This is a genomic window from Mycobacterium hackensackense (assembly GCF_025822555.1).
Taxonomy (GTDB): Bacteria; Actinomycetota; Actinomycetes; order Mycobacteriales; family Mycobacteriaceae; genus Mycobacterium; species Mycobacterium fluoranthenivorans.
Map to the genome: position 1 here is coordinate 1 of NZ_JACKUC010000022.1, position 19,540 is coordinate 19,540.

Below are 19,540 nucleotides of genomic sequence, written 5' to 3' on the forward strand. Positions count from 1 at the left end.
TGACCCGACAGACCCATCACCCACTGCGACACCGGCGGCTTGTCCACCGTGATGAAATTGCGCGGATCCAACGACCCGAACAACAACGCCTCCCAGTTCACCGACCCGGCCTGCGCCGCCGCAGCATAGAACTGATTGCCCATCCCGTTGACGGTGATATTCCACAGATAGAGCACGGCGGTGCCGATCAGCAGCAGCGGCAGCGCCCAGCGTTGCAGATCGCCCGGCTGCGGCAGCTGCGGTCCGGTGTGGGTCGGCGGTACGAAGAACGTCGCCGTCTTGTGGGTCGTCGCCGTCTCATGGGTCGTCGCTGTCACATAGCCATTGAGGACGCGTGACATGTGAACAAGCTGTGCGTGCCACCGGGCTCCGCTGTGACAGCAAACTCCATGCCGGCGTTGGGCGAACGTTCACCCAAGCGAGTCGACGAAGAGCTTGTGCACCCGACGGTCACCGGTCACCTCGGGGTGAAACGCCGTCGCCAGCATCCGGCCCTGCCGTACCGCCACCGGATGCCCGCCGGCGCGTGCCAGCACCTCGACACCGGGGCCCACTCGCTCCACCCACGGCGCCCGGATGAACACCGCGTGCACGCCGGTATCCAGACCCTCGAATGCGATGTCCTCCTCGAAGGAGTCCACTTGACGTCCGAAAGCATTGCGCCGCACCGACATATCGATGCCTCGTAGCGGCTCGGCCCGCCGCCCCTCGACGCCGGCATCCAGGATCTCGGTGGCCAGCAGGATCATTCCGGCGCACGACCCGTACGCGGGCATCCCGTCAGCCAGCCGCGAGCGCAACGGCTCCAGCAGGTCGAATTCGCGCAGCAGATGGCTGATCGCGGTGGACTCACCACCCGGGATCACCAGCGCGTCCACGGATTCCAGCTCCGCCAGCCGACGCACCGTCAGCGCTTCGGCACCCGCTTCGCGCAGCGCGCCCAGATGCTCACGGGTGTCGCCCTGCAGGGCGAGCACCCCGACCCGGACACTCACTTCGCGGGCGGGGTGAAGTCCCGCTGGTAGCGGGTCAGCCCCTCTTGCATGACGGCGGCGACCATCTCCCCGTACTGGTTGAACAGCTTGCCCTGGGTCAGCGCCCGGCCACCGCACGCCGACGGCGAGGACTGGTCGTAGAGCAACCATTCGTCGGCGCGGAACGGCCGCATGAACCACATCGCGTGATCCAGTGACGCGATGTTCAGGTGCTTACGCTCGTCCGGGTGGTTCACCTGCGCCGAACCGAGCAGCGTCAGGTCGCTCAGATAGGCCAGCGCGCAGATGTGCAGCACCGAGTCGTCGGGCAACGGATCGCGGTGGCGGAACCACACCTGCTGCTGGGAGGCCTTGCCCGGCACCTTCACCACCTGCGAGCGCGGCACGATGCGCACATCCCACTCGGCGAACTGGGCGAACCCCGCGTCGTCGAAGGCTCCCCCGGACCGGAATCCGGGCAGGTCCTCGGGACCGGGTGCGGCGGGCATCTCATCCTGATGCTCGATACCGCTCTGGTCGGCCTGGAACGACGCGGACATGCTGAAGATGGTCTGACCGTGCTGGATGGCGCTCACCCGCCGGGTGCAGAACGATCCGCCGTCGCGCAACCGCTCCACCAGGTACACCGACGGCGCGCGGGCGTCACCGGGCCGCAGAAAATACCCGTGCAGCGAGTGCACCTGGAATTTCGGATCCACGGTGCGGACGGCGGACACCAGCGACTGGCCGGCGACATGCCCCCCGAACGTGCGCTGCAGGAAGCCCGACTCCGGACTGAACACCCCACCGCGATAGATGTTGACCTCGAGCTGTTCCAGGTCGAGGATCTCTTCAATCGCCACAGGTTGTGTTTACCAGCCGCGTTCGGCGAGCCGGTGCGGCACCGGGATGTCGTCGACGTTGATGCCGACCATCGCCTCGCCGAGCCCACGGGAGACCTTGGCCAGCACATCGGGATCGTCGTAGAAGGTGGTGGCCTTCACGATGGCCGCGGCGCGGGCGGCAGGGTCGCCGGACTTGAAGATGCCCGAGCCCACGAACACACCCTCGGCACCGAGCTGCATCATCATCGCAGCATCGGCCGGGGTGGCGATACCGCCGGCGGTGAACATCGTCACCGGCAGCTTGCCGGCCCGGGCCACCTCGACCACCAGGTCATACGGCGCCTGCAGTTCCTTTGCCGCGACGAACAACTCGTCCTCGCTCAGCGAGGTCAACCGGCGGATCTCGCCACCGATGGTGCGCATGTGCGTGGTGGCATTCGACACGTCACCGGTGCCGGCTTCGCCCTTGGAGCGGATCATCGCCGCGCCTTCGGTGATCCGGCGCAGGGCCTCGCCCAGATTGGTGGCGCCACACACGAAGGGCACGGTGAAGCGCCACTTGTCGATGTGGTTCGCGTAGTCGGCGGGGGTGAGCACCTCGGACTCGTCGATGTAGTCCACCCCGAGGGCCTGCAGGATCTGGGCCTCCACGAAATGCCCGATCCGCGCCTTGGCCATCACCGGGATGGTGACCGCATCGATGATGCCCTCGATCATGTCGGGATCGCTCATCCGCGACACCCCGCCCTGGGCGCGGATATCGGCCGGGACGCGCTCCAGCGCCATCACCGCGACCGCACCGGCCGCCTCGGCGATCCGGGCCTGCTCAGGGGTGACCACGTCCATGATGACGCCACCCTTGAGCATCTCGGCCATACCGCGCTTCACCCGGGCTGTGCCGGTCTGGTTGCCATTCGCTGCGGTATTCATCGCTATCTCCTCCAGTTCACTACTGATTCAGTCTAAAGGTGGTGCCAAATCAATTGGATCCGCAGGCTCAACGAATCTGTTGAGGCTGCGTACCCGGTCCCGCGCCGCGCACATCCGCGAGCTCACCGGCCTGGGCCAGAAGCTCACCGAGCTGCAGCGGATACACGGACTCCCCCTCGGCGACCAGCTCGGCGATCATTGTCTCATCGCACCAGGAGTGCCCGTGAATGTAGCGCCGTTCCAGCGGTGTGCGACCGCTCGCGCCCGGTTCGAAGCGGCGGGTCCGGTGCAGGAAGTACAGCTCTTCGCTGCGCACCACGGCCCCGTTGAAGTCGATGATGGCGTCGCGGCGCCACACCGGGCCGACCAGCTCGGCGGCGGTCACCTGCAGACCGGTCTCCTCGGCCAGCTCGCGCACCGCCGTCTCGGCGAGCTCTTCGCCGGGCTCCACCGCACCACCGATGGTGAACCACCAGAACCGCACATCCTCGCCGTCACGGGCCGGGTCCGATCCGCGGAACAGCAGCACCCGGCCGGCCTCGTCGAGCAGCACGACACGGGCCGAGATCCGCCGGCTGACCAGCCCGACATCGCGCGCCGCCGGCCCTGCGCGCTCGGCGATCTCGAAGTAGCTGGGCAGCGCCGCCGTCCCACCCAGGTGAAGCAAGCGCACCATCGGGCGATCCCGCAGCGCCAGGGTGTCGCGGACGGCGTCGTTGTGGAACCGGCGGGCGAGCAATACGCGCGCCTCGGCATCGGCGAGCTCGGCGACCAGCGCCACCGGCAGCGCCGACGGAGCGACAGCCTCCAACGCCGCCGACAGTTCGTTCTCGGCGGCCTCGCGCGACGTGCGGGGCGCGCGTTCGGCGGCATCGGCCAACGCGGCGAGCCGCTGCCCCTCGGGCGCCCGTCCGTACGCGTCCACGGCGACAGCTCTGGCCACGACCGCGCGGCGGGCCAGCGCGGCGTCGAGCGCCTGCCAGGACAGGTCGTACCGCACGTGCAGGCGGTCCAGTCGGTTGGCGGTCAGGTAGGCCCACGACCCGGTCAACAGGACGGCGGCGCCGATCAGCACCCCGAGGACGATCAACAGGGCAAGCACTAGTCGGTCACCCGGACCTTGACCCCCGCCATCGCCACGGTCTCGTAGACCCTCATGATGTCGGCGGCCACCACCGACCAGTCGTACCGCTGCACCGCGACGGTGGCGGTGTCCACGTAACGCCGGCGCAGCGCGTCATCCCCGAGCACCTCGACCAGCGCATCGCCCAGCGCGGCGGGGTCGTCGACGGCCACCAGCCGCCCGGCCGCGCCGTTGTCGAGCACCCGGCGGAACGCATCCAGATCGCTGGCGACCACCGCCGTTCCCGCGGCCATCGCCTCCACCAGCACGATCCCGAAGCTCTCGCCGCCGGTGTTGGGTGCGCAGTACACGTCGGCGCTGCGCAGCGCCGAGGCTTTGGTGGCATCGTCGGCCTGGCCCAGGAATCGCAGATGAGAGGCCAGTTCGCCGGCTTCGGCGGCCAGTGCCTGCTCGTCGCCGCGGCCCACCACCAGCACCTCGACATCGGGAAAGGCCGCCGCCAGCCGGGGCAGCGCCGCCAGCAGCACCGCCATACCCTTACGCGGTTCGTCGAAGCGGCCGAGGAACAGCACACACCGGCCCGGCCGCGGGTAACCCTCCAGCAGCGGTGCGTCCGAGAACGCCGACACCGTCACCCCGTTCGGGATTTCGACGGCATCCGAACCGAGCGCCTCCATCTGCCAGCGGCGGGCCAGATCCGACACGGCGATGCGGCCGACGATCTTCTCGTGCCACGGCCGCAGAAGTCCCTGAAACACACTGAGCGTCAACGATTTCGTCGTCGAGGTGTGGAACGTCGCGACGATCGGCCCCTCGGCGATCATCAGCGCCAGCATCGACAGGCTGGGCGCGTTGGGCTCGTGCAGATGCAGCACGTCGAAATCACCCTGACCGAGCCATTTCTTGACGGTGCGGTGGGTGGCCGGCCCGAACCGCAGCCGGGCCACCGAGCCGTTGTACGGGATCGGCACGGCCTTGCCGCCCGACACCACGTAGTCCGGCACCGCGACGTGTGGGCTTGACGGCGCCAGCACACTCACGTGATGGCCCTGCGCCTGGTACACCTCGGCCAGTTGCAGGACATGGGCCTGCACCCCGCCGGGTACGTCGAAGGAGTAGGGGCACACCATCCCGATGCGCATCATTGCCCCACGTCTGGCCCCGGGTCGCTGCGCTCCAGCCCGCCGAGCTCAGACCCCGGGTCGCTGCGCTCCAGCCCGCCGAGCCGCGCGCGACGCTCGTCCGACAGGTCGGCCAGCCACTGCGGCTGCAGCATGTGCCAGTCTGCGGGATGGGTGGCGATATCGACGGTGAACTGGTCGGCCAGGGCCTGGGTGATCACCTGCACGTCACCGGAGGACGTGTCCAGGGGTGGATGGATACGGATGGCCGCGCTGTCGCCTTCGTACCAGCAGTAGGTGGGCAGCAACGCCGCACCGGTCTCCAGCGCCAGTCGCGCCGGACCGCCGGGCAGCCGGGTGGGCTCACCGAACAGATCGACCTGCACCCCGGAGCGGGTCAGATCTCGATCCGACATCAGACACACCAGACCGTTGCCGCGCAGCCGGTCGGCGAGCACCTCCGAAGGCGGGCGGGCCCCGCCGGTCAGGGGCAGCACCTCGAAGCCGAGGCTCTCGCGGTAGTCGACGAACCGCTGGTACAACGACTCCGGCTTGAGTCGTTCGGCCACGGTGGCGAACTTGCCGTGGGTGTTGGTCAGCCACACCCCCGCCATATCCCAGTTGCCGCTGTGCGGCAGCGCCAGGATCGCACCGCGGCCGGCGGCCAGCGCGTCGACGACGTTCTCTTCGCCGAAGGCCAAGGCCCGCAACCGGTCCGCGAGCTTCTCGTGGTCCATCGACGGTAGCCGGAAGGCCTCCCGCCAGTACCGCGCGTAGGACGCCAGCGACGCCCGGACCAGGTCGGCGGGCACCGCCGCAGGCGGCACGCCCACGACCCGGGCCAGGTTCTTGCGCAACTGCTCGGGTCCGCCACCGCGGGCGGCGTACCGCGCGCCCGCGTCGAACATGTTGCGGGCGGCGAACTCCGGCATCGCGCGCACCAGCCGCCAGCCCGCCGCGTAGCCCAGATCGGTCAGCTCGCCGCCCAGTGGCACGCGCAATCCGCGGACCCGCGGCAGACCTGCCGACGGTGTGCTCACTGCTCATCTCCCACCGGCGGCGCGGTCTCGGCGGCCGGCATGGCGTCCATGGCCCCCGGCGAGGTCCGCACCGCGTGCAGCCGCTGGGCGACGGTCACCACGCTGGCCACCGCCAGCCCCCACATCGCGACGTCCAGGATCAGCGGGAGGCCGAACAGCCCCGACAGGCCGGCGCCGGCCAGCACGATGACCAGCCGCTCGGGCCGTTCGATGATGCCGCCGTCGCCCCGCAGGCCACTGGCTTCGGCGCGGGCCTTGATGTACGAGATGACCTGCGAGGTGACCAGGCAGACCAGCGTGGCCACCAACAGCTGAGCGTTGTGCATCCCGAACGCGATCCACCAGGCCAGGCCGCAGAACACCGCGCCGTCGGCGATCCGGTCACACGTGGCATCGAGCACCGCGCCGAACCGGGTACCGCCACCGCGCTCCCTGGCCATGGCGCCGTCGAGCATATCGGCCAGCACGAAGAAGAAGACCGCCACCGAGCCCCACCACAGCTGGCCGACCGGGTACAGGATCAACGCCGCCAGCACCGATCCGGCGGTGCCGAGAACGGTGATGCTGTCCGGGGTGAAGCCGACGCGCAGCGCCGCCCTGGCGACCGGTTGGGACAGCTTGGTGTAAGCCGCCCGGGTCATCAGGTAGAAGTCGCTCATGTGCCCGGCTGCCCCGTCGTCGCCCCGGCCTGATCCCCCGTCGCTTCGCTCGCCCCGTCCTGCGCCGCCCATTCCGCGGCCAGCAACTGGCGCGTGTCGCGCAGCAACTGCGGGATCACCTTGGAGTCGCCGATGATCGTGATGAAGTTGGCATCACCACCCCACCGCGGCACGACGTGCATATGCAGATGCTCGGCGAGCGATCCGCCCGCCGATGTCCCGAGGTTGAGTCCCACGTTGAACCCGTGCGGGCGGGAGACCGCCTTGATGACCCGAATCGCGTTCTGCGTGAACGCCATCAGCTCGGCGCTCTCCTCCGCGGTGAGGTCCTCCAGTTCGGACACCCGCCGGTAGGGCACCACCATGAGGTGGCCGGGGTTGTACGGGTACAGGTTGAGCACGGCGTACACCAGCTTGCCGCGCGCGACCATCAGGCCGTCCTCGTCGGACATCTGCGGGATATCGGTGAACGGTTCCGTCGACAGCGCCGAACCGGCCCCCTTCTTCAACGGGGATTCGGCGATGTAGCTCATCCGGTGCGGGGTCCACAGCCGCTGCAGATGGTCGGGATCGCCGACACCCCGGTCGACGATGCCGTCGGTCACGAGTCCACCTTGAACAGATCGGCGTCGGGAGTCGCGTTCTCCCGCCGGGCGATCCAGTCCACGATCGCCGCCACGGCCGCCTCCCGGGGTACCCCGTTGAGCTGGCTGCGGTCGCCGAACCTGAAGGACACCGCGTCCGCCTCCACATCGGTGTCCCCGGCCAGCAGCATGAACGGCACCCGCTGGTTGGTGTGGTTGACGATCTTCTTGGCCATCCGGTCGTCACTGGCATCCACCTCGACCCGGACGCCGTGCGATTTGAGTTCTGCCGCAAGCGCTTCCAGGTACGGGATGTGCTTGTCCGCGACGGGCACCCCGACCGCCTGTACCGGCGCGAGCCAGACCGGGAACGCGCCCGCGTAGTGCTCGGTGAGCACCCCGAAGAACCGCTCGATCGACCCGAACAGGGCCCGGTGGATCAGCACCGGCCGCTGCCGGCTGCCGTCCGCGGAGGTGTACTCCAACTCGAAGCGGTCGGGCATGTTGAAGTCGAGCTGGATGGTCGACATCTGCCAGTGCCGGCCCAGCGCGTCCTTGACCTGCACCGAGATCTTCGGGCCGTAGAACGCGGCGCCACCGGGATCGGGCACCAGATCCAGCCCGGACGCCTCGGCCACCTCACGCAGCGTGGCGGTCGCCTCCTCCCAGAGCTCGTCGGAGCCGACGGACTTCTCCGGGTCGCGGGTGGACAGCTCCAGATAGAAATCGTCGAGGCCGTAGTCCGACAGCAGGTCGAGCACGAAACCGAGCAGCGAGGTCAGTTCATCGCGCATCTGCTCGCGGGTGGTGTAGATGTGCGCGTCGTCCTGCGTCATACCGCGCACCCGGGTCAGGCCGTGGATGACACCGGACTTCTCGTACCGGTACACCGAGCCGAATTCGAAGAGCCGCAAGGGCAATTCGCGATAGGACCGGCCACGCGAGCGGTAGATCAGGTGGTGCATCGGGCAGTTCATCGGCTTCAGGTAGTAGTCCTGGCCGGGCTTGCGCACGGTGCCGTCCTCGTTGAACTCGGCATCGATCTGCATCGGCGGGAACATGCCGTCGGCGTACCACTCCAGGTGACCCGACGTGATGTACAGGTTCTCCTTGGTGATGTGCGGGGTGTTGACGAATTGGTACCCGGCCTGCTCGTGCTTGCGCCGCGAGTAGTCCTCCAACTCCTTGCGGATGATCCCGCCCTTGGGGTGGAACACCGGCAACCCGGACCCGAGCTCGTCGGGGAAGCTGAACAGGTCGAGCTCCACCCCGAGCTTGCGGTGGTCGCGGCGCTGCGCCTCCTCGATCAGCTCGAGGTGCCGGTCGAGCGCCTCCTGCGACTCCCATGCGGTGCCGTACACGCGCTGCAGGCTGGCGTTGTTCTGGTTGCCGCGCCAGTAGGCGGCGCTGCTGCGGGTCAGCTTGAACGCCGGGATGTACTTCGTGGTGGGGATGTGCGGGCCGCGGCACAGGTCACCCCAGATGCGTTCCTTGGTGCGGGCGTTGAGATTGTCGTAGGCGGTCAGCTCGTCACCACCGACTTCCATCACATCCGGGTCACCGGATTTGTCGTCGACGAGTTCCAGCTTGTACGGCTCATTCGCGAGTTCCTCGCGGGCCTGGTCCTTGGACTCGTACACCCGGCGGGAGAACAGCTGACCGTCCTTGACGATCTTGGCCATCCGCTTCTCCAGCTTCGCCAGGTCCTCCGGGGTGAAGGGCTCGGCGACGTCGAAGTCGTAGTAGAAGCCGTCGGTGATCGGCGGGCCGATACCCAGCTTGGCCTGCGGGAAGAGCTCCTGGACGGCCTGGGCGAGCACATGCGCCGCCGAGTGCCGGATGACGCTGCGCCCGTCCTCGGTATCGGCGGCCACCGGCACCACCTCGACATCGGTGTCCGGCGTCCAGGACAGGTCGCGCAACCGGCCGTCGGCATCGCGGACGACCACGATGGCGTCGGAGGCGCCGCGTTCGGGAAGACCGGCGGCGCGGACGGCCGCCCCAGCGGTGGTCCCGGCAGCGACCCGGATCGGGGCTGCGGGGGCGGTGCTGGCGGCGGCAGTCATCGGGACTTCTCCTACTGGTCGAGTGCGGTCGCGACCATGCTATCGGGGCGGGTTCCTAGGATCCGATACCGATCGGGCTCTGCAGCCAGGCCGGTTCGAAGCCGATCAGACCGCCGGCCCAGTAAAGCGCGCCCAGACCCCACAGACTGGCCACCACCACCAGGCCGGTGAAGGCCGCGCTGAGAGCCTTCACGGCGATGTGCTGACGGGCGAACCACGCCATCACCGCCTCGTAACGCAACTTCACCCAGTGCAGCGCCACCTGCGCCGCCCGGAACTCGGTGGCCAGGATCGCCAGGCCGAGGAAGACGATCGCCCATCCCGGACCGGGGTACGGGATGGCGACGATCCCGACGGCCAGCACCACGGTCCCGACCACCGCGACCACGACCCGGTAGACGAAGTCGGCGACGGGACGTTCCCGCAGCCGGTCGCGCCCGCGTGCCCAGCGCCGCTTGATATCGGAGAAGCTCACGGCTGCCCCGGCTTGAGCCGGATGAACAGGGCCTCGCCCTCGGTGAGCACCTCGTCACCGTCGAGCAGCCGGCCGCTGACGAAGAGCTTGCGCCCGTCGATCCGGTCGATCCCGGCGTCCACCTGTAGTTCCCTCTCGATCGGCACGATCTTGCGGTAGTCGATGCCCAGGTGCGCGGTGCGCTGATACGGGCTCTTGGTGAGTTTGGCGGTGGTGAAGCCGAGCAGCGAGTCGAACAGCAGCCCGAGGACGCCGCCGTGCACGGCTCCGTTGCGGCCGAGGTGATAGCGCCGGAACCGGGCGGTGCCGCCGATCCGCCCCTCCTCGGTGACGACCAGGTCCACCGGCACCGACATGATGTTGCCCCGGTTGGGCAGATCTAGCCGCCGGCCGGAGGGCGAATTCCATTCGTCGGCCTCGTAGGGGGCCAGCAGCGCGGACACCTTCTCGACAAGGTCGGCGGCCTCGGCGATCACCTCGTCGGGAGCGTCGGCGGCGCGGGCGTGGTCCTGCAGCGTGCGCACTGCTTCGATGAACCGGCCATAGTCCGGCCCGCCCTTGTCGGTGGGTTCGGGCGGGTTGAAACCGCCGCCGGAGTGCGTTGCTGGGTTCGCCACACCGGCCACGTTATTGCACAGGCGGTTCCCAGGGTGCGCCGGTCGGATGCGCCGGTTGCTGCACGACGGTTGCTCTCGTCGGCCGGACACCATCCTCCGCCGGCAACCCATGCGGCCAAACGGGTTCCGGTGCACAGGCATTGGTTGCCAGACCCGCGCACGTTGACTTATGACTGGCGTCACACTACGGTCTATTGAAACGTTTCAATCATTGATGGCACGATCCCCGCCACAGCGGCAGCGCCGGCGGTAACGTGAGGAACCTATGCGAATCGCCCTGTTCGCGACCTGCTTGGCGGATGCCCTGTTCCCGCCCGCTGCGATCGCCACCGTCGCGCTGCTGGAGCGGCTCGGCCACGAAGTGGCGTTTCCTGCCGACCAGACCTGTTGCGGCCAAATGCATATCAACACCGGCTATCTCAAGGAAGCCACGGCCGTGGTGCGTCATCATGTCGAGGTGTTCGAGACGGCCGGCTGCGACGCCATCGTCGCCCCGTCGGGGTCATGCGTGGGCTCGGTGCGCCATCAGCACGCCATGGTGGCCCGCCGCGCCGGCGACGACGCCCTGGCCGCCCGCGCCGAGGCCGTCGCGGCCCGCACCTACGAGCTGTCCGAGTTCCTCGTCGACGTCCTCGGGGTGGATGACGTCGGCGCGTACTACCCCCACCACGTCACCTACCACCCGACGTGCCACTCCCTGCGCATGCTCGGCGTCGGGGACAAACCGTTGCGTCTGCTGCGCAATGTGCGTGGCCTCACCCTGGTGGAACTGCCCTCCGCCGACTCGTGTTGCGGTTTCGGCGGCACCTTCGCCCTGAAGAATTCCGACACCTCCACCGCGATGCTGGCCGACAAGATGACCAACATCCTCGACACCGGCGCCGAGGTGTGCAGCGCCGGAGATTCGTCGTGTCTCATGCACATCGGCGGCGGGCTGAGCCGGTTGCGGATCGGTGTGCGCACCGTGCACCTGGCCGAGATCCTGGCGGCTCAGGGATGACCTTCCTCGGCACGCCCGGGGTGGGCAACCTGCGCGGCGAGGTGTCGTTCCCGCATGCCGCCCGCGAGGCCCTGGGCAACGCCCAGCTGCGCCGCAACATCGGCCACGCGACACACACCATCCGCGCCAAACGCCTTGCCGCAGTCGCCGAATGCGAAGACTGGGAGCAGTTGCGCGCCGCAGGCAGCGCCCTCAAGCAGGACGTCATGGCCCGCTTTCCCGAGCTGCTGGAACAGTTGGAGCGCAACGTCACCGAACGCGGTGGAGTGGTGCACTGGGCGCGCGACGGTGACGAGGCCAACCGGATCGTCACGGCACTGATCCGGGCTACCGGCTCCGATGAAGTGGTCAAGGTCAAATCGATGGCCACCCAGGAGATCGGACTCAACGAACACCTCGAGGCCGAGGGCATCGCCGCATTCGAGACTGACCTCGCCGAACTCATCGTCCAGCTCGGCCACGACAAGCCCAGCCACATCCTGGTACCCGCCATCCACCGCAACCGCGCCGAGATCCGCGAGATCTTCAGCCGGGAGATGCCCGACGCCGGCGAGCTGACCGACGAGCCTCGGGTGCTCGCGATGGCCGCCCGCTCACATCTGCGCCGCAAGTTCCTCACCGCCCGCGTGGCCGTCAGTGGCGCGAATTTCGGTGTGGCCGAGACGGGCACGCTTGCGGTGGTGGAATCCGAGGGCAACGGCCGGATGTGCCTGACCCTGCCCGAAACCCTGATCACCGTGATGGGGATCGAGAAGATCATCCCCACCTTCGCGGACCTGGAAGTGTTCATGCAACTGCTCCCCCGGTCGTCGACCGCGGAGCGGATGAACCCCTACACGTCCATGTGGACCGGCGTGCATCCCGGGGACGGCCCACAGCAATTCCATCTGGTGCTGCTGGACAACGGCCGCACCCGGGTACTCGCCGACGAGGTGGGACGTGCTGCGCTGCACTGCATCCGGTGTAGCGCCTGCCTCAATGTGTGCCCCGTCTACGAGCGCACCGGCGGGCACGCCTACGGATCGGTGTACCCCGGTCCGATCGGGGCCATCCTGTCCCCGCAGCTGACGGGGACCACCGGACACGACGACCCGAACGCCAGCCTGCCGTACGCGTCCTCACTGTGCGGCGCCTGCTTCGAGGCCTGCCCGGTGAAGATCGACATCCCGTCCATCCTGGTGCATCTGCGGGCCGAACAGGTGGATCAGGAAAGAGGGGGCCTACCCGGCGGGCAGGATCTGGCCATGAAGGCCGCGGGCTGGGCCATGTCCACGCCCGGCCGTTTCGCACTGGCCGAGAAGGCACTCGGGGTGGGCCGGCTGATCGCAGGCAAGGATCACCGCATCGGCGCGCTACCCTGGCCGGCGTCCAAGTGGACCGGAAGCCGGGATATCCCGGAGCCACCGAAGGAGACGTTCCGGCAGTGGTGGGCACGCACCCACGGGAGCGACACATGACAGACGCACGAGCTGCCGTGCTCGGCCGGATCCGGGCGGCGCTGGCCGCAGCCCCGCCGGATTCCGTTGTGGTACCGCGTGATTACGCGCGTGAACCGCTCACCGGTCCGGCCGATGTGCAGCGTTTCGCCGAGGCCGTGGCCGAATACCGGGCCCGGGTGCACGTGGTGTCCGATGTCTCCGAGATTTCTGCCACCGTGGCCGAACTCGTCGGGCCGGACGCCACGGTCGTGATCCCGGCCGATCTGCCCGCTGAATGGGTGGCGGGTGTGCGGACCGTCGGTGACGCACCTGCGCTCGATATCGACACCCTCGACCGCGCCGATGCGGTGCTGACCGGCTGCGCGGTGGGCATCGCCGCCACCGGCACCATCGTGCTGGACGCCGGGTTCGCCCAGGGCCGGCGCGCGCTGACACTGGTGCCCGACCACCACATCTGTGTGGTGCGAGCCGACCAGATCGTGGACACGGTGCCGCAGGGGTTCGCGGCGCTGGACCCCACCCGGCCGTTGACGTTCATCTCGGGACCGAGCGCCACCAGCGATATCGAGTTGCAGCGGGTCGAAGGTGTGCACGGACCACGCACGCTGGACGTGCTGATCGTGTCCTGACGTTCCAAGACTTCGCCAAGTGGTCGGCCGCATGCTCGTGCCATGAACCTGATCCGGATTGCGACGACTGCTTTGATCGCCGGCGGCATGGCCGCGGCCGGACTGGGCCTGACCGCGGCTACCGCCGAGGCCCGGCCCGCTGCTCCGGTGCCACTGGACGCCTGGCCGGGCTGCCCGAACGACCATCCGGAGGGACCGTGCCACTGGTGCCCGGGCGATCCTGCGGTGCAGACCGGCAACCTCCGGGTGAACCCGGTGGTCTGGGACGCCAACATCTGCCACACCTACTGGTACGTGTACCACGGGCAGGGCAATGTGGCGCAGAACATCTTCGAGGGCGATACGCCACCGCCGCCGCCACCACCGCCCCCGCCGGGTCTGATCACCCGCGAGAACTGCGCGCAGATTCTCGGGCCGTTCTGCCCGCGGTGACTCCCTAAGCCGTAGAGGCCCGAATCACCAACTCCGGTTGGAACACCACATGTTTGGGCTCCCGACTGGTACTCCCCTCGGATGCGGCGACCAACAGGTCCACCGCCGTGGCGCCGATCTCGGCGGTGGGCTGCCGAACGGAGCTCAGCGGCACCACCGCCGAGGCGGCGAAGTCGATGTCGTCGTAGCCGACGAGGGCGATGTCGTCGGGCACCCGGAGATCGCCCATCAGGGTGAGCGCCTGCAGCACACCGATGGCCACCAGATCGTTGGCACAGAACACCGCATCGGGACGCCGGGCGGCCGGCCGTTCCCGCAGCTGCTCCCCCACCGCCCGCCCGGCCAGCACACTCAGGGCCGGAGTGTCGATGCTCTCCAGTTGCGCCCCAGGGGTTTCCGCCACCGCCTTGGCCGCGCCCAGCCGACGGTCGCGGATCTGGCGCAGCGTGGCCGGGCCCCCCACGAAGGCGATCCGGCGCCGGCCCGTCGCGCACAGGTGGGCCACCGCCAGCGCAGCGCCGGCCACATCGTCGACCGCGACCGAATCGAACGGCGTTCCGCTGCCGTCTCGGTCGACGAGCACCACCGGGGTGCCCCGCTCGTGCAGCGCGGTCACGCGGCGCAGATCCTCACCGACCGGCGACACCAGCAGTCCGTACACCCGCTGTTCGTCGAAGGCATCGATATAGGCGCGTTCCCGGCCGTCATCGTCGTCGGAGGTGCCCAGGAGCACTGTGAGATTGTGTTCACCCGCGCGGCGCTCAGCCGCTCTGGCGATATCGGTGAAGAACGGGTTGCCGATGTCGAGCACCACCAACCCGATGCTGCGGGACCGGCCGGCCTTGAGTTGTCGCGCCGCGTCGTTGCGCACGAATCCGAGGTAGTCGATCGCCGCCTGCACGCGCGCCACGGTCGCGGGGGCCACCTTGTCCGGGGCATTGAGCACGTTGGAGACCGTGCCGACCGACACCGAGGCCGCGGCAGCGACTTCCCGCATGCTCACCACCAGGACATCACACCATCACGGCGGCCAGATCGGTGCGCGGGACATACCGGCGCGGCGGAAGCCACTCCGCGACCCGCCGCCTCAACTCGTCGAGATCGCCGCTGACCAGCCCCTGCGACCGTGCGGTGAGCAGAATGTTCCCGAGTGCGGTCGCCTCGACCGGACCGGCCAGCAGCGGCAGGCCCAACCGGTCGGCGGTGAGCTGGCACAGCAGGTCGTTCTGCGACCCGCCACCGACGATATGCACGGTGCGCACGTCGACGCCGGCCAGTTGCCCTGCCGCGCGCACCGCGGAAGCGAAGGCAGCCGCCAGGCTTTCGAGAATCGCGCGCACCGTGCCGGCGGGGCCGTCCGGCACCCGCAGACCCCGCTCGCGGTACCAGTCGGCGATGCGGGCCGGCATATCGCCCGGCGGCAGGAACCGCGGATCGTTGGTGTCGAACACCTGCGTGGGCGCCGGGGCCTGCGCGGCGGCGGCCAACAGCGTCGCCAGGTCGGCACCCTGACCGTCGCGTCCGTACTGTCGCACCGTCTCGGTCAGCAGCCACAGTCCCATCACGTTGTGCAGGAACCGGTTCCTGCCGTCCGCACCCGCCTCGTTGGTGAAGTTGGCGGCGCGGCCGGCCTCGGTGACCACGGGCTCTGACAGCTCCAGCCCGACCAGACCCCAGGTGCCACAGGAGATGTACGCGGACTCTGATGCATCCATCGGGATCGCGGCGACCGCCGACGCGGTGTCATGGGAGGCCACCGACACCACGTCGGCATCGAAACCGAGTCCCGGTAGCACTCGGCCGCGGGATGACCCCGCATCGACCACGTCAGGAAACAGGCTGGGCGACAACCCGAGCCGCGTCATCAGCCCGGTGTCCCAGCCGCCGTCGAGGCCCAGCAGCCCGGTGGTCGACGCGTTGGTGCGTTCGGCCACCCGGTGCCCGGTGAGCCAGTAGGTCACCAGGTCGGGGATCAGCAGCACGGTGTCGGCCTGGTCCAGCAGCGACTCCACCGCCAGCTGGTACACCGTGTTGAAGGGCAGGAACTGTAAACCGTTGCGGGCGTACAACTCCGAACGCTCGATCTGCGCATGTACCAGCGCGACACCCCGCTCCGTGCGGGTATCGCGGTAGTGGTGCGGTACTGACAGCAGTCGGCCGTCGCGCAGCAGTCCGTAGTCCACCGCCCACGAGTCCACCCCGATGCCGGCCAGCCGGTCGGATTCGTGCCCAGCGCGGGCCAAACCGTCCAGCACGTGACCATAGAGTCCGGGTAGATCCCAGTGCAAGGCGTGGCGCTCGCCGTTCCAGATGGTCACCGGGTCGTTGGCGAACCGGGCCACCGTGCGCATCTGAAGCCGGTCCAGGTCCGCAACGATCACCCGGCCGCTGGTGGCGCCGAGATCGACCGCCGCGACCTGCACACTCATCGCAGAAACGCCGCGGCCACACCGGCGTCGACGGGCACATGCAGGCCGGTGGTGTGCGAGAAGTCCGATGTGCACAGCGCGAACGCCGCATTGGCGATGTTCTCCGGCAACACTTCCCGCTTGAGCAGGGTGCGCTGGGCGTAGTAAGCACCCAGCTCCTCTTCCGGAACCCCATACACCGCGGCGCGTTTGGCACCCCAGCCCCCGGCGAAGATGCCCGACCCGCGCACCACACCGTCGGGGTTGATGCCGTTGACCTTGACGCCGTGCTCGCCGAGTTCGGCGGCCAGCAGGCGCACCTGGTGTGCCTGGTCGGCCTTGGTCGCCGAGTACGCGATGTTGTTGGGCCCGGCGAACACCGAGTTCTTCGACGAGATGTAGATGATGTCACCGCCGAGCTTCTGCTCGATCAGGGCGCGCGCCGCGGCGCGCGACACCAGGAACGACCCGCGGGCCATGACGTTGTGCTGCAGATCCCAGTCGGCGACGGTGGTGTCCAACAGCGATTTGGACAGCGACAGCCCGGCATTGTTGACGACGAGGTCGATACCGCCGAACGCCAGTACCGTGGCGTCGACGGCCGCCTGCACGGCGGCCTCGTCGGTGACATCGGCCGCGATCCCGATCGCCACGTCGGCACCACCGAGCTCCGCCGCGGCGGCCTCGGCCTTGTCCGCATCCAGATCGGCGATCACCACGCAGGCCCCCTCGGCTGCGAGCCGGGTGGCGATGGCCTTGCCGATACCCGAGGCCGCTCCGGTGACCAGCGCGATGCGGGTGGCCAGCGGCTTGGGCCGGGGCATCCGGGCCAGCTTGGCCTCCTCCAGCGCCCAGTATTCGATGCGGAACTTCTCCGACTCGTCGATGGGCGCGTAGCTGGAGATCGCCTCGGCGCCGCGCATCACGTTGATTGCGTTGAGATAGAACTCGCCGGCCACTCGGGCGGTCTGCTTGTCCTTGCCGTAGCTGAACATGCCCACCCCGGGGATCAGCACGATGGCCGGATCGGCACCGCGCATCGCGGGGCTGTCCGGGCCGGCGTGCCGCTCGTAGTAGGCCCGGTACTCGGCGCGATAGGTTTCGTGCAACTCGGCCAGCCGGGCCTTGCAATCCTGCAGGGGCGTATCGGTGGGCAGGTCCAGCACCAGGGGTTTGACCTTGGTGCGCAGGAAGTGGTCCGGACAGCTGGTGCCCAGAGCGGCCAGTCGCGGATGTTCTTCACCGGCAAGGAATTCAAGCACCCGCGGGTCATCGGTGAAGTGCCCGACCTGGGCTCGATCGGTGGACGCCAGCCGGCGCAGGAACGGGGCCAAGGCGACCGCCCTGGCCCGACGCTCGTCGCTGGGCAGGGCACCGAAGCCCGGCAACTCCGGGCCGAACGGCGCGGACCGGCCGTTCTCGGCGATGTAACGTTCGGCGGTCTCGATGATCTCCAGCGAATGCGCCTGCGCCTGCGCCGATGTCGCACCCCAGGCGGTGATGCCGTGCCCGCCCAGGATGGTGCCGATGGCCTGCGGGTTGCGCTTCTTGATCTCGGCGATGTCCAGCCCGAGCTGGAACCCGGGACGGCGCCACGGCACCCACACCACCCGGTCACCGAAGATCTGCTTGGTCAGGGCCTCCCCTTCGGCGGCGGTGGCCAGGGCGATCCCGGAGTCGGGGTGCAGGTGGTCGACGTGGTCGGCCTCGACGAGGCCATGCATGGCGGTGTCGATGGACGGGGCTGCCCCGCCACGCCCGTGCAGGCAGTAGTCGAACGCCGCGACCATCTCGTCCTCGCGGTCGACACCGGGATAGACGTCCACCAGCGCCCGCATCCGGTCCAACCGCAGCACGGCCAACCCGTTCTCGGTGAGGGTGCCGAGGTCGCCGCCGGAACCCTTGACCCACAACAGTTCCACCGGGGCTCCGGTGACAGGGTCGATAGCGGTGCCCTTGGCCGAGGTGTTACCGCCGGCGTAGTTGGTGTTCTTCGGGTCTGATCCCAGCCGGTTGGAACGGGCGATCAGCTCGGCAACGGTCGTGTCCGTCATATCTCATGCTCCCCACGAGGATTGGGTTCCGCCGACGCGAGCGGCATTGATGGTGTCCTGGTAGCCCGAGGCGGCGAAGGCGGCCATCGGGTCGCCGGGCAGCCCGCGGTCGACACGCCACTGTGCCAGCGCGGGACGCACATCGGTGTAGAAGGCGTCCATCACGATCGCGTTGGCGCCCAGTACATCGCCGTCCTCCTGAGCCACGGTGAGCGCCTCGGTGTCGACCAGCAGGGCCCGGGCCGTCATCTCCTGCACATTGAGTACCGACCGGAGCTGGCCTGGGATCTTGGCCTCCACGTTGTGGCACTGGTCGAGCATGAACGCCACCGGCGACACACCATTTTCCCCCGTCGCGCCGCTCGCCCCGGCATCGAGCCCGCCACCGCGGATCACCTCGAACATGATGCGGAACAACTGGAACGGGTCGGCCGCGCCGACGATCAGGTCGTCATCGGCATAGAAGCGGGAGTTGAAATCGAAGGAGCCGAGCTTGCCCAGCCGCAGCAGCTGGGCGACGATGAACTCGATATTGGTGCCCGGGGCGTGGTGGCCGGTGTCCAGGCAGACCATCGCCCGCTCCCCCAGTGCGCTCACCTGGGCGTAGGAAGTACCCCAGTCCGGCACGTCGGTCATGTACATGGCCGGCTCGAAGAACTTGTACTCCAACACCATTCGCTGGCTTTCGCCGATATGCTGATAGATCGCCGCCAGCGATTCGGCCAACCGGTCCTGCCTGCCACGGATATCGCCCTGGCCCGGGTAGTTGGTGCCGTCGGCCAGCCAGATCTTCAGATCGCGCGACCCGGTGGCGTTCATGATCTCGATACATGCCAGGTGGTGGTCGATAGCCTTCTGCCGCAACGTCTTGTCGGTGTGGGTGAGGCTGCCGAACTTGTAGTCGTCGTCCTGGAAGGTGTTGGAGTTGACGGTTCCCAGCCCCACGCCGAGCCCGGCGGCATAGGCACCCAGCGCGGCGTAGTCGTCGACGGTGTCCCACGGAATGTGCAGCGCCACCGCGGGTGCCAGGCCGGTGAGCCGGTGCACGGTGGCGGCGTCGGCGATCTTCTCTTCGATGGTGCGCGGGGTGCCCGGGGTGCCGAACACCTTGAAGCGGGTGCCGGAATTGCCGAATGCCCAGGACGGCAGTTCGATGGCCAGGTTGTCCAGCAGCGGGTGCATC

General features: G+C 68.7%; 19 protein-coding genes and 1 pseudogene. 4 read left to right on the forward strand and 16 right to left on the reverse strand.

All coding sequences use genetic code 11. The annotated features are described in order from the left end of the window. From H7J86_RS01140 to H7J86_RS01195, 12 genes and pseudogenes are all read right to left on the reverse strand, one after another. Nucleotides 1-341: pseudogene (locus tag H7J86_RS01140) on the reverse strand (mannosyltransferase); the annotation flags it as partial. A 69-nt stretch (nt 342-410) separates the two neighbouring features. Then, nucleotides 411-995 carry a pyridoxal 5'-phosphate synthase glutaminase subunit PdxT gene (gene pdxT / locus H7J86_RS01145; RefSeq protein ID WP_167159064.1) on the reverse strand — a complete coding sequence of 195 codons (585 nt, stop codon included), beginning with the start codon at nt 993-995 and terminating at the stop codon, nt 411-413. Beyond that, the gene (gene tesB / locus H7J86_RS01150) at nt 992-1,837 is read right to left on the reverse strand and encodes an acyl-CoA thioesterase II (protein WP_090364575.1); all 846 of its coding nucleotides are present in this window, start codon (nt 1,835-1,837) and stop codon (nt 992-994) included. Before tesB ends, pdxT begins: the two co-directional genes overlap by 4 nt. Before the next feature lie 9 nt (nt 1,838-1,846). After that, nucleotides 1,847-2,749: a pyridoxal 5'-phosphate synthase lyase subunit PdxS gene (pdxS, locus tag H7J86_RS01155; protein WP_090364573.1), complete on the reverse strand. Its 903-nt coding sequence runs from the start codon at nt 2,747-2,749 to the stop codon at nt 1,847-1,849. Between the two features lie 67 nt (nt 2,750-2,816). Then, nucleotides 2,817-3,851, reverse strand: coding sequence for an NUDIX hydrolase (locus H7J86_RS01160; protein WP_090364571.1), 1,035 nt, complete (start codon nt 3,849-3,851; stop codon nt 2,817-2,819). Then, entirely contained in the window at nt 3,851-4,975 is a 1,125-nt protein-coding gene (locus H7J86_RS01165) for a glycosyltransferase family 4 protein (protein ID WP_267288904.1), read from the reverse strand. Before H7J86_RS01165 ends, H7J86_RS01160 begins: the two co-directional genes overlap by 1 nt. Continuing rightward, a complete protein-coding gene (locus H7J86_RS01170; protein ID WP_372517203.1) occupies nt 4,975-5,886 on the reverse strand; it encodes a phosphatidylinositol mannoside acyltransferase in 912 nt (303 codons plus the stop codon). The genes H7J86_RS01165 and H7J86_RS01170 overlap by 1 nt, the downstream gene beginning before the upstream one ends. A 104-nt stretch (nt 5,887-5,990) precedes the next feature. After that, a complete protein-coding gene (gene pgsA / locus H7J86_RS01175) occupies nt 5,991-6,653 on the reverse strand; it encodes a phosphatidylinositol phosphate synthase (RefSeq protein ID WP_267288838.1) in 663 nt (220 codons plus the stop codon). Continuing rightward, nucleotides 6,650-7,258, reverse strand: a complete 609-nt coding sequence (locus H7J86_RS01180; RefSeq protein WP_267288840.1) for an ATP adenylyltransferase — start codon at nt 7,256-7,258, stop codon at nt 6,650-6,652. Before H7J86_RS01180 ends, pgsA begins: the two co-directional genes overlap by 4 nt. Then, nucleotides 7,255-9,303: a threonine--tRNA ligase gene (thrS, locus tag H7J86_RS01185; RefSeq protein WP_267288842.1), complete on the reverse strand. Its 2,049-nt coding sequence runs from the start codon at nt 9,301-9,303 to the stop codon at nt 7,255-7,257. The genes H7J86_RS01180 and thrS overlap by 4 nt, the downstream gene beginning before the upstream one ends. 55 nt (nt 9,304-9,358) lie before the next feature. Then, nucleotides 9,359-9,778: a TIGR02611 family protein gene (locus H7J86_RS01190; RefSeq protein ID WP_187095286.1), complete on the reverse strand. Its 420-nt coding sequence runs from the start codon at nt 9,776-9,778 to the stop codon at nt 9,359-9,361. Then, on the reverse strand, nt 9,775-10,395 hold the full coding sequence (locus tag H7J86_RS01195; protein ID WP_372517201.1) for a PaaI family thioesterase: 621 nt from the start codon (nt 10,393-10,395) through the stop codon (nt 9,775-9,777). The genes H7J86_RS01190 and H7J86_RS01195 overlap by 4 nt, the downstream gene beginning before the upstream one ends. A 265-nt stretch (nt 10,396-10,660) precedes the next feature. Here H7J86_RS01195 and H7J86_RS01200 point away from each other — a divergent pair, with 265 nt between their 5' ends. The 4 genes from H7J86_RS01200 to H7J86_RS01215 are packed head-to-tail and all read left to right on the forward strand — an operon-like array spanning nt 10,661 to nt 13,895. Next, entirely contained in the window at nt 10,661-11,395 is a 735-nt protein-coding gene (locus H7J86_RS01200; protein WP_267288846.1) for a (Fe-S)-binding protein, read from the forward strand. Beyond that, nucleotides 11,392-12,852 carry a LutB/LldF family L-lactate oxidation iron-sulfur protein gene (locus tag H7J86_RS01205; RefSeq protein WP_267288848.1) on the forward strand — a complete coding sequence of 487 codons (1,461 nt, stop codon included), beginning with the start codon at nt 11,392-11,394 and terminating at the stop codon, nt 12,850-12,852. Before H7J86_RS01200 ends, H7J86_RS01205 begins: the two co-directional genes overlap by 4 nt. Continuing rightward, the gene (locus H7J86_RS01210; RefSeq protein ID WP_267288850.1) at nt 12,849-13,463 is read left to right on the forward strand and encodes a LutC/YkgG family protein; all 615 of its coding nucleotides are present in this window, start codon (nt 12,849-12,851) and stop codon (nt 13,461-13,463) included. The genes H7J86_RS01205 and H7J86_RS01210 overlap by 4 nt, the downstream gene beginning before the upstream one ends. A 42-nt stretch (nt 13,464-13,505) precedes the next feature. Beyond that, nucleotides 13,506-13,895, forward strand: a complete 390-nt coding sequence (locus H7J86_RS01215; protein ID WP_090364554.1) for a hypothetical protein — start codon at nt 13,506-13,508, stop codon at nt 13,893-13,895. A gap of 4 nt (nt 13,896-13,899) precedes the next feature. On the opposite strand, the gene H7J86_RS01220 is transcribed toward H7J86_RS01215, so the two are convergent. From H7J86_RS01220 to rhaI, 4 genes are read right to left on the reverse strand one after another with little or no spacing between them, the layout of a single operon-like run. Then, nucleotides 13,900-14,892, reverse strand: coding sequence for a LacI family DNA-binding transcriptional regulator (locus tag H7J86_RS01220; RefSeq protein WP_267288852.1), 993 nt, complete (start codon nt 14,890-14,892; stop codon nt 13,900-13,902). Nucleotides 14,893-14,908: 16 nt separating this feature from the next. Next, nucleotides 14,909-16,324 carry a rhamnulokinase gene (locus H7J86_RS01225; RefSeq protein WP_267288854.1) on the reverse strand — a complete coding sequence of 472 codons (1,416 nt, stop codon included), beginning with the start codon at nt 16,322-16,324 and terminating at the stop codon, nt 14,909-14,911. Next, entirely contained in the window at nt 16,321-18,357 is a 2,037-nt protein-coding gene (locus H7J86_RS01230) for a bifunctional aldolase/short-chain dehydrogenase (RefSeq protein ID WP_267288856.1), read from the reverse strand. The genes H7J86_RS01225 and H7J86_RS01230 overlap by 4 nt, the downstream gene beginning before the upstream one ends. A 3-nt stretch (nt 18,358-18,360) precedes the next feature. Continuing rightward, nucleotides 18,361-19,539, reverse strand: a complete 1,179-nt coding sequence (gene rhaI / locus H7J86_RS01235) for an L-rhamnose isomerase (protein WP_267288908.1) — start codon at nt 19,537-19,539, stop codon at nt 18,361-18,363. Between the last annotated feature and the right edge of the window lies 1 nt (nt 19,540).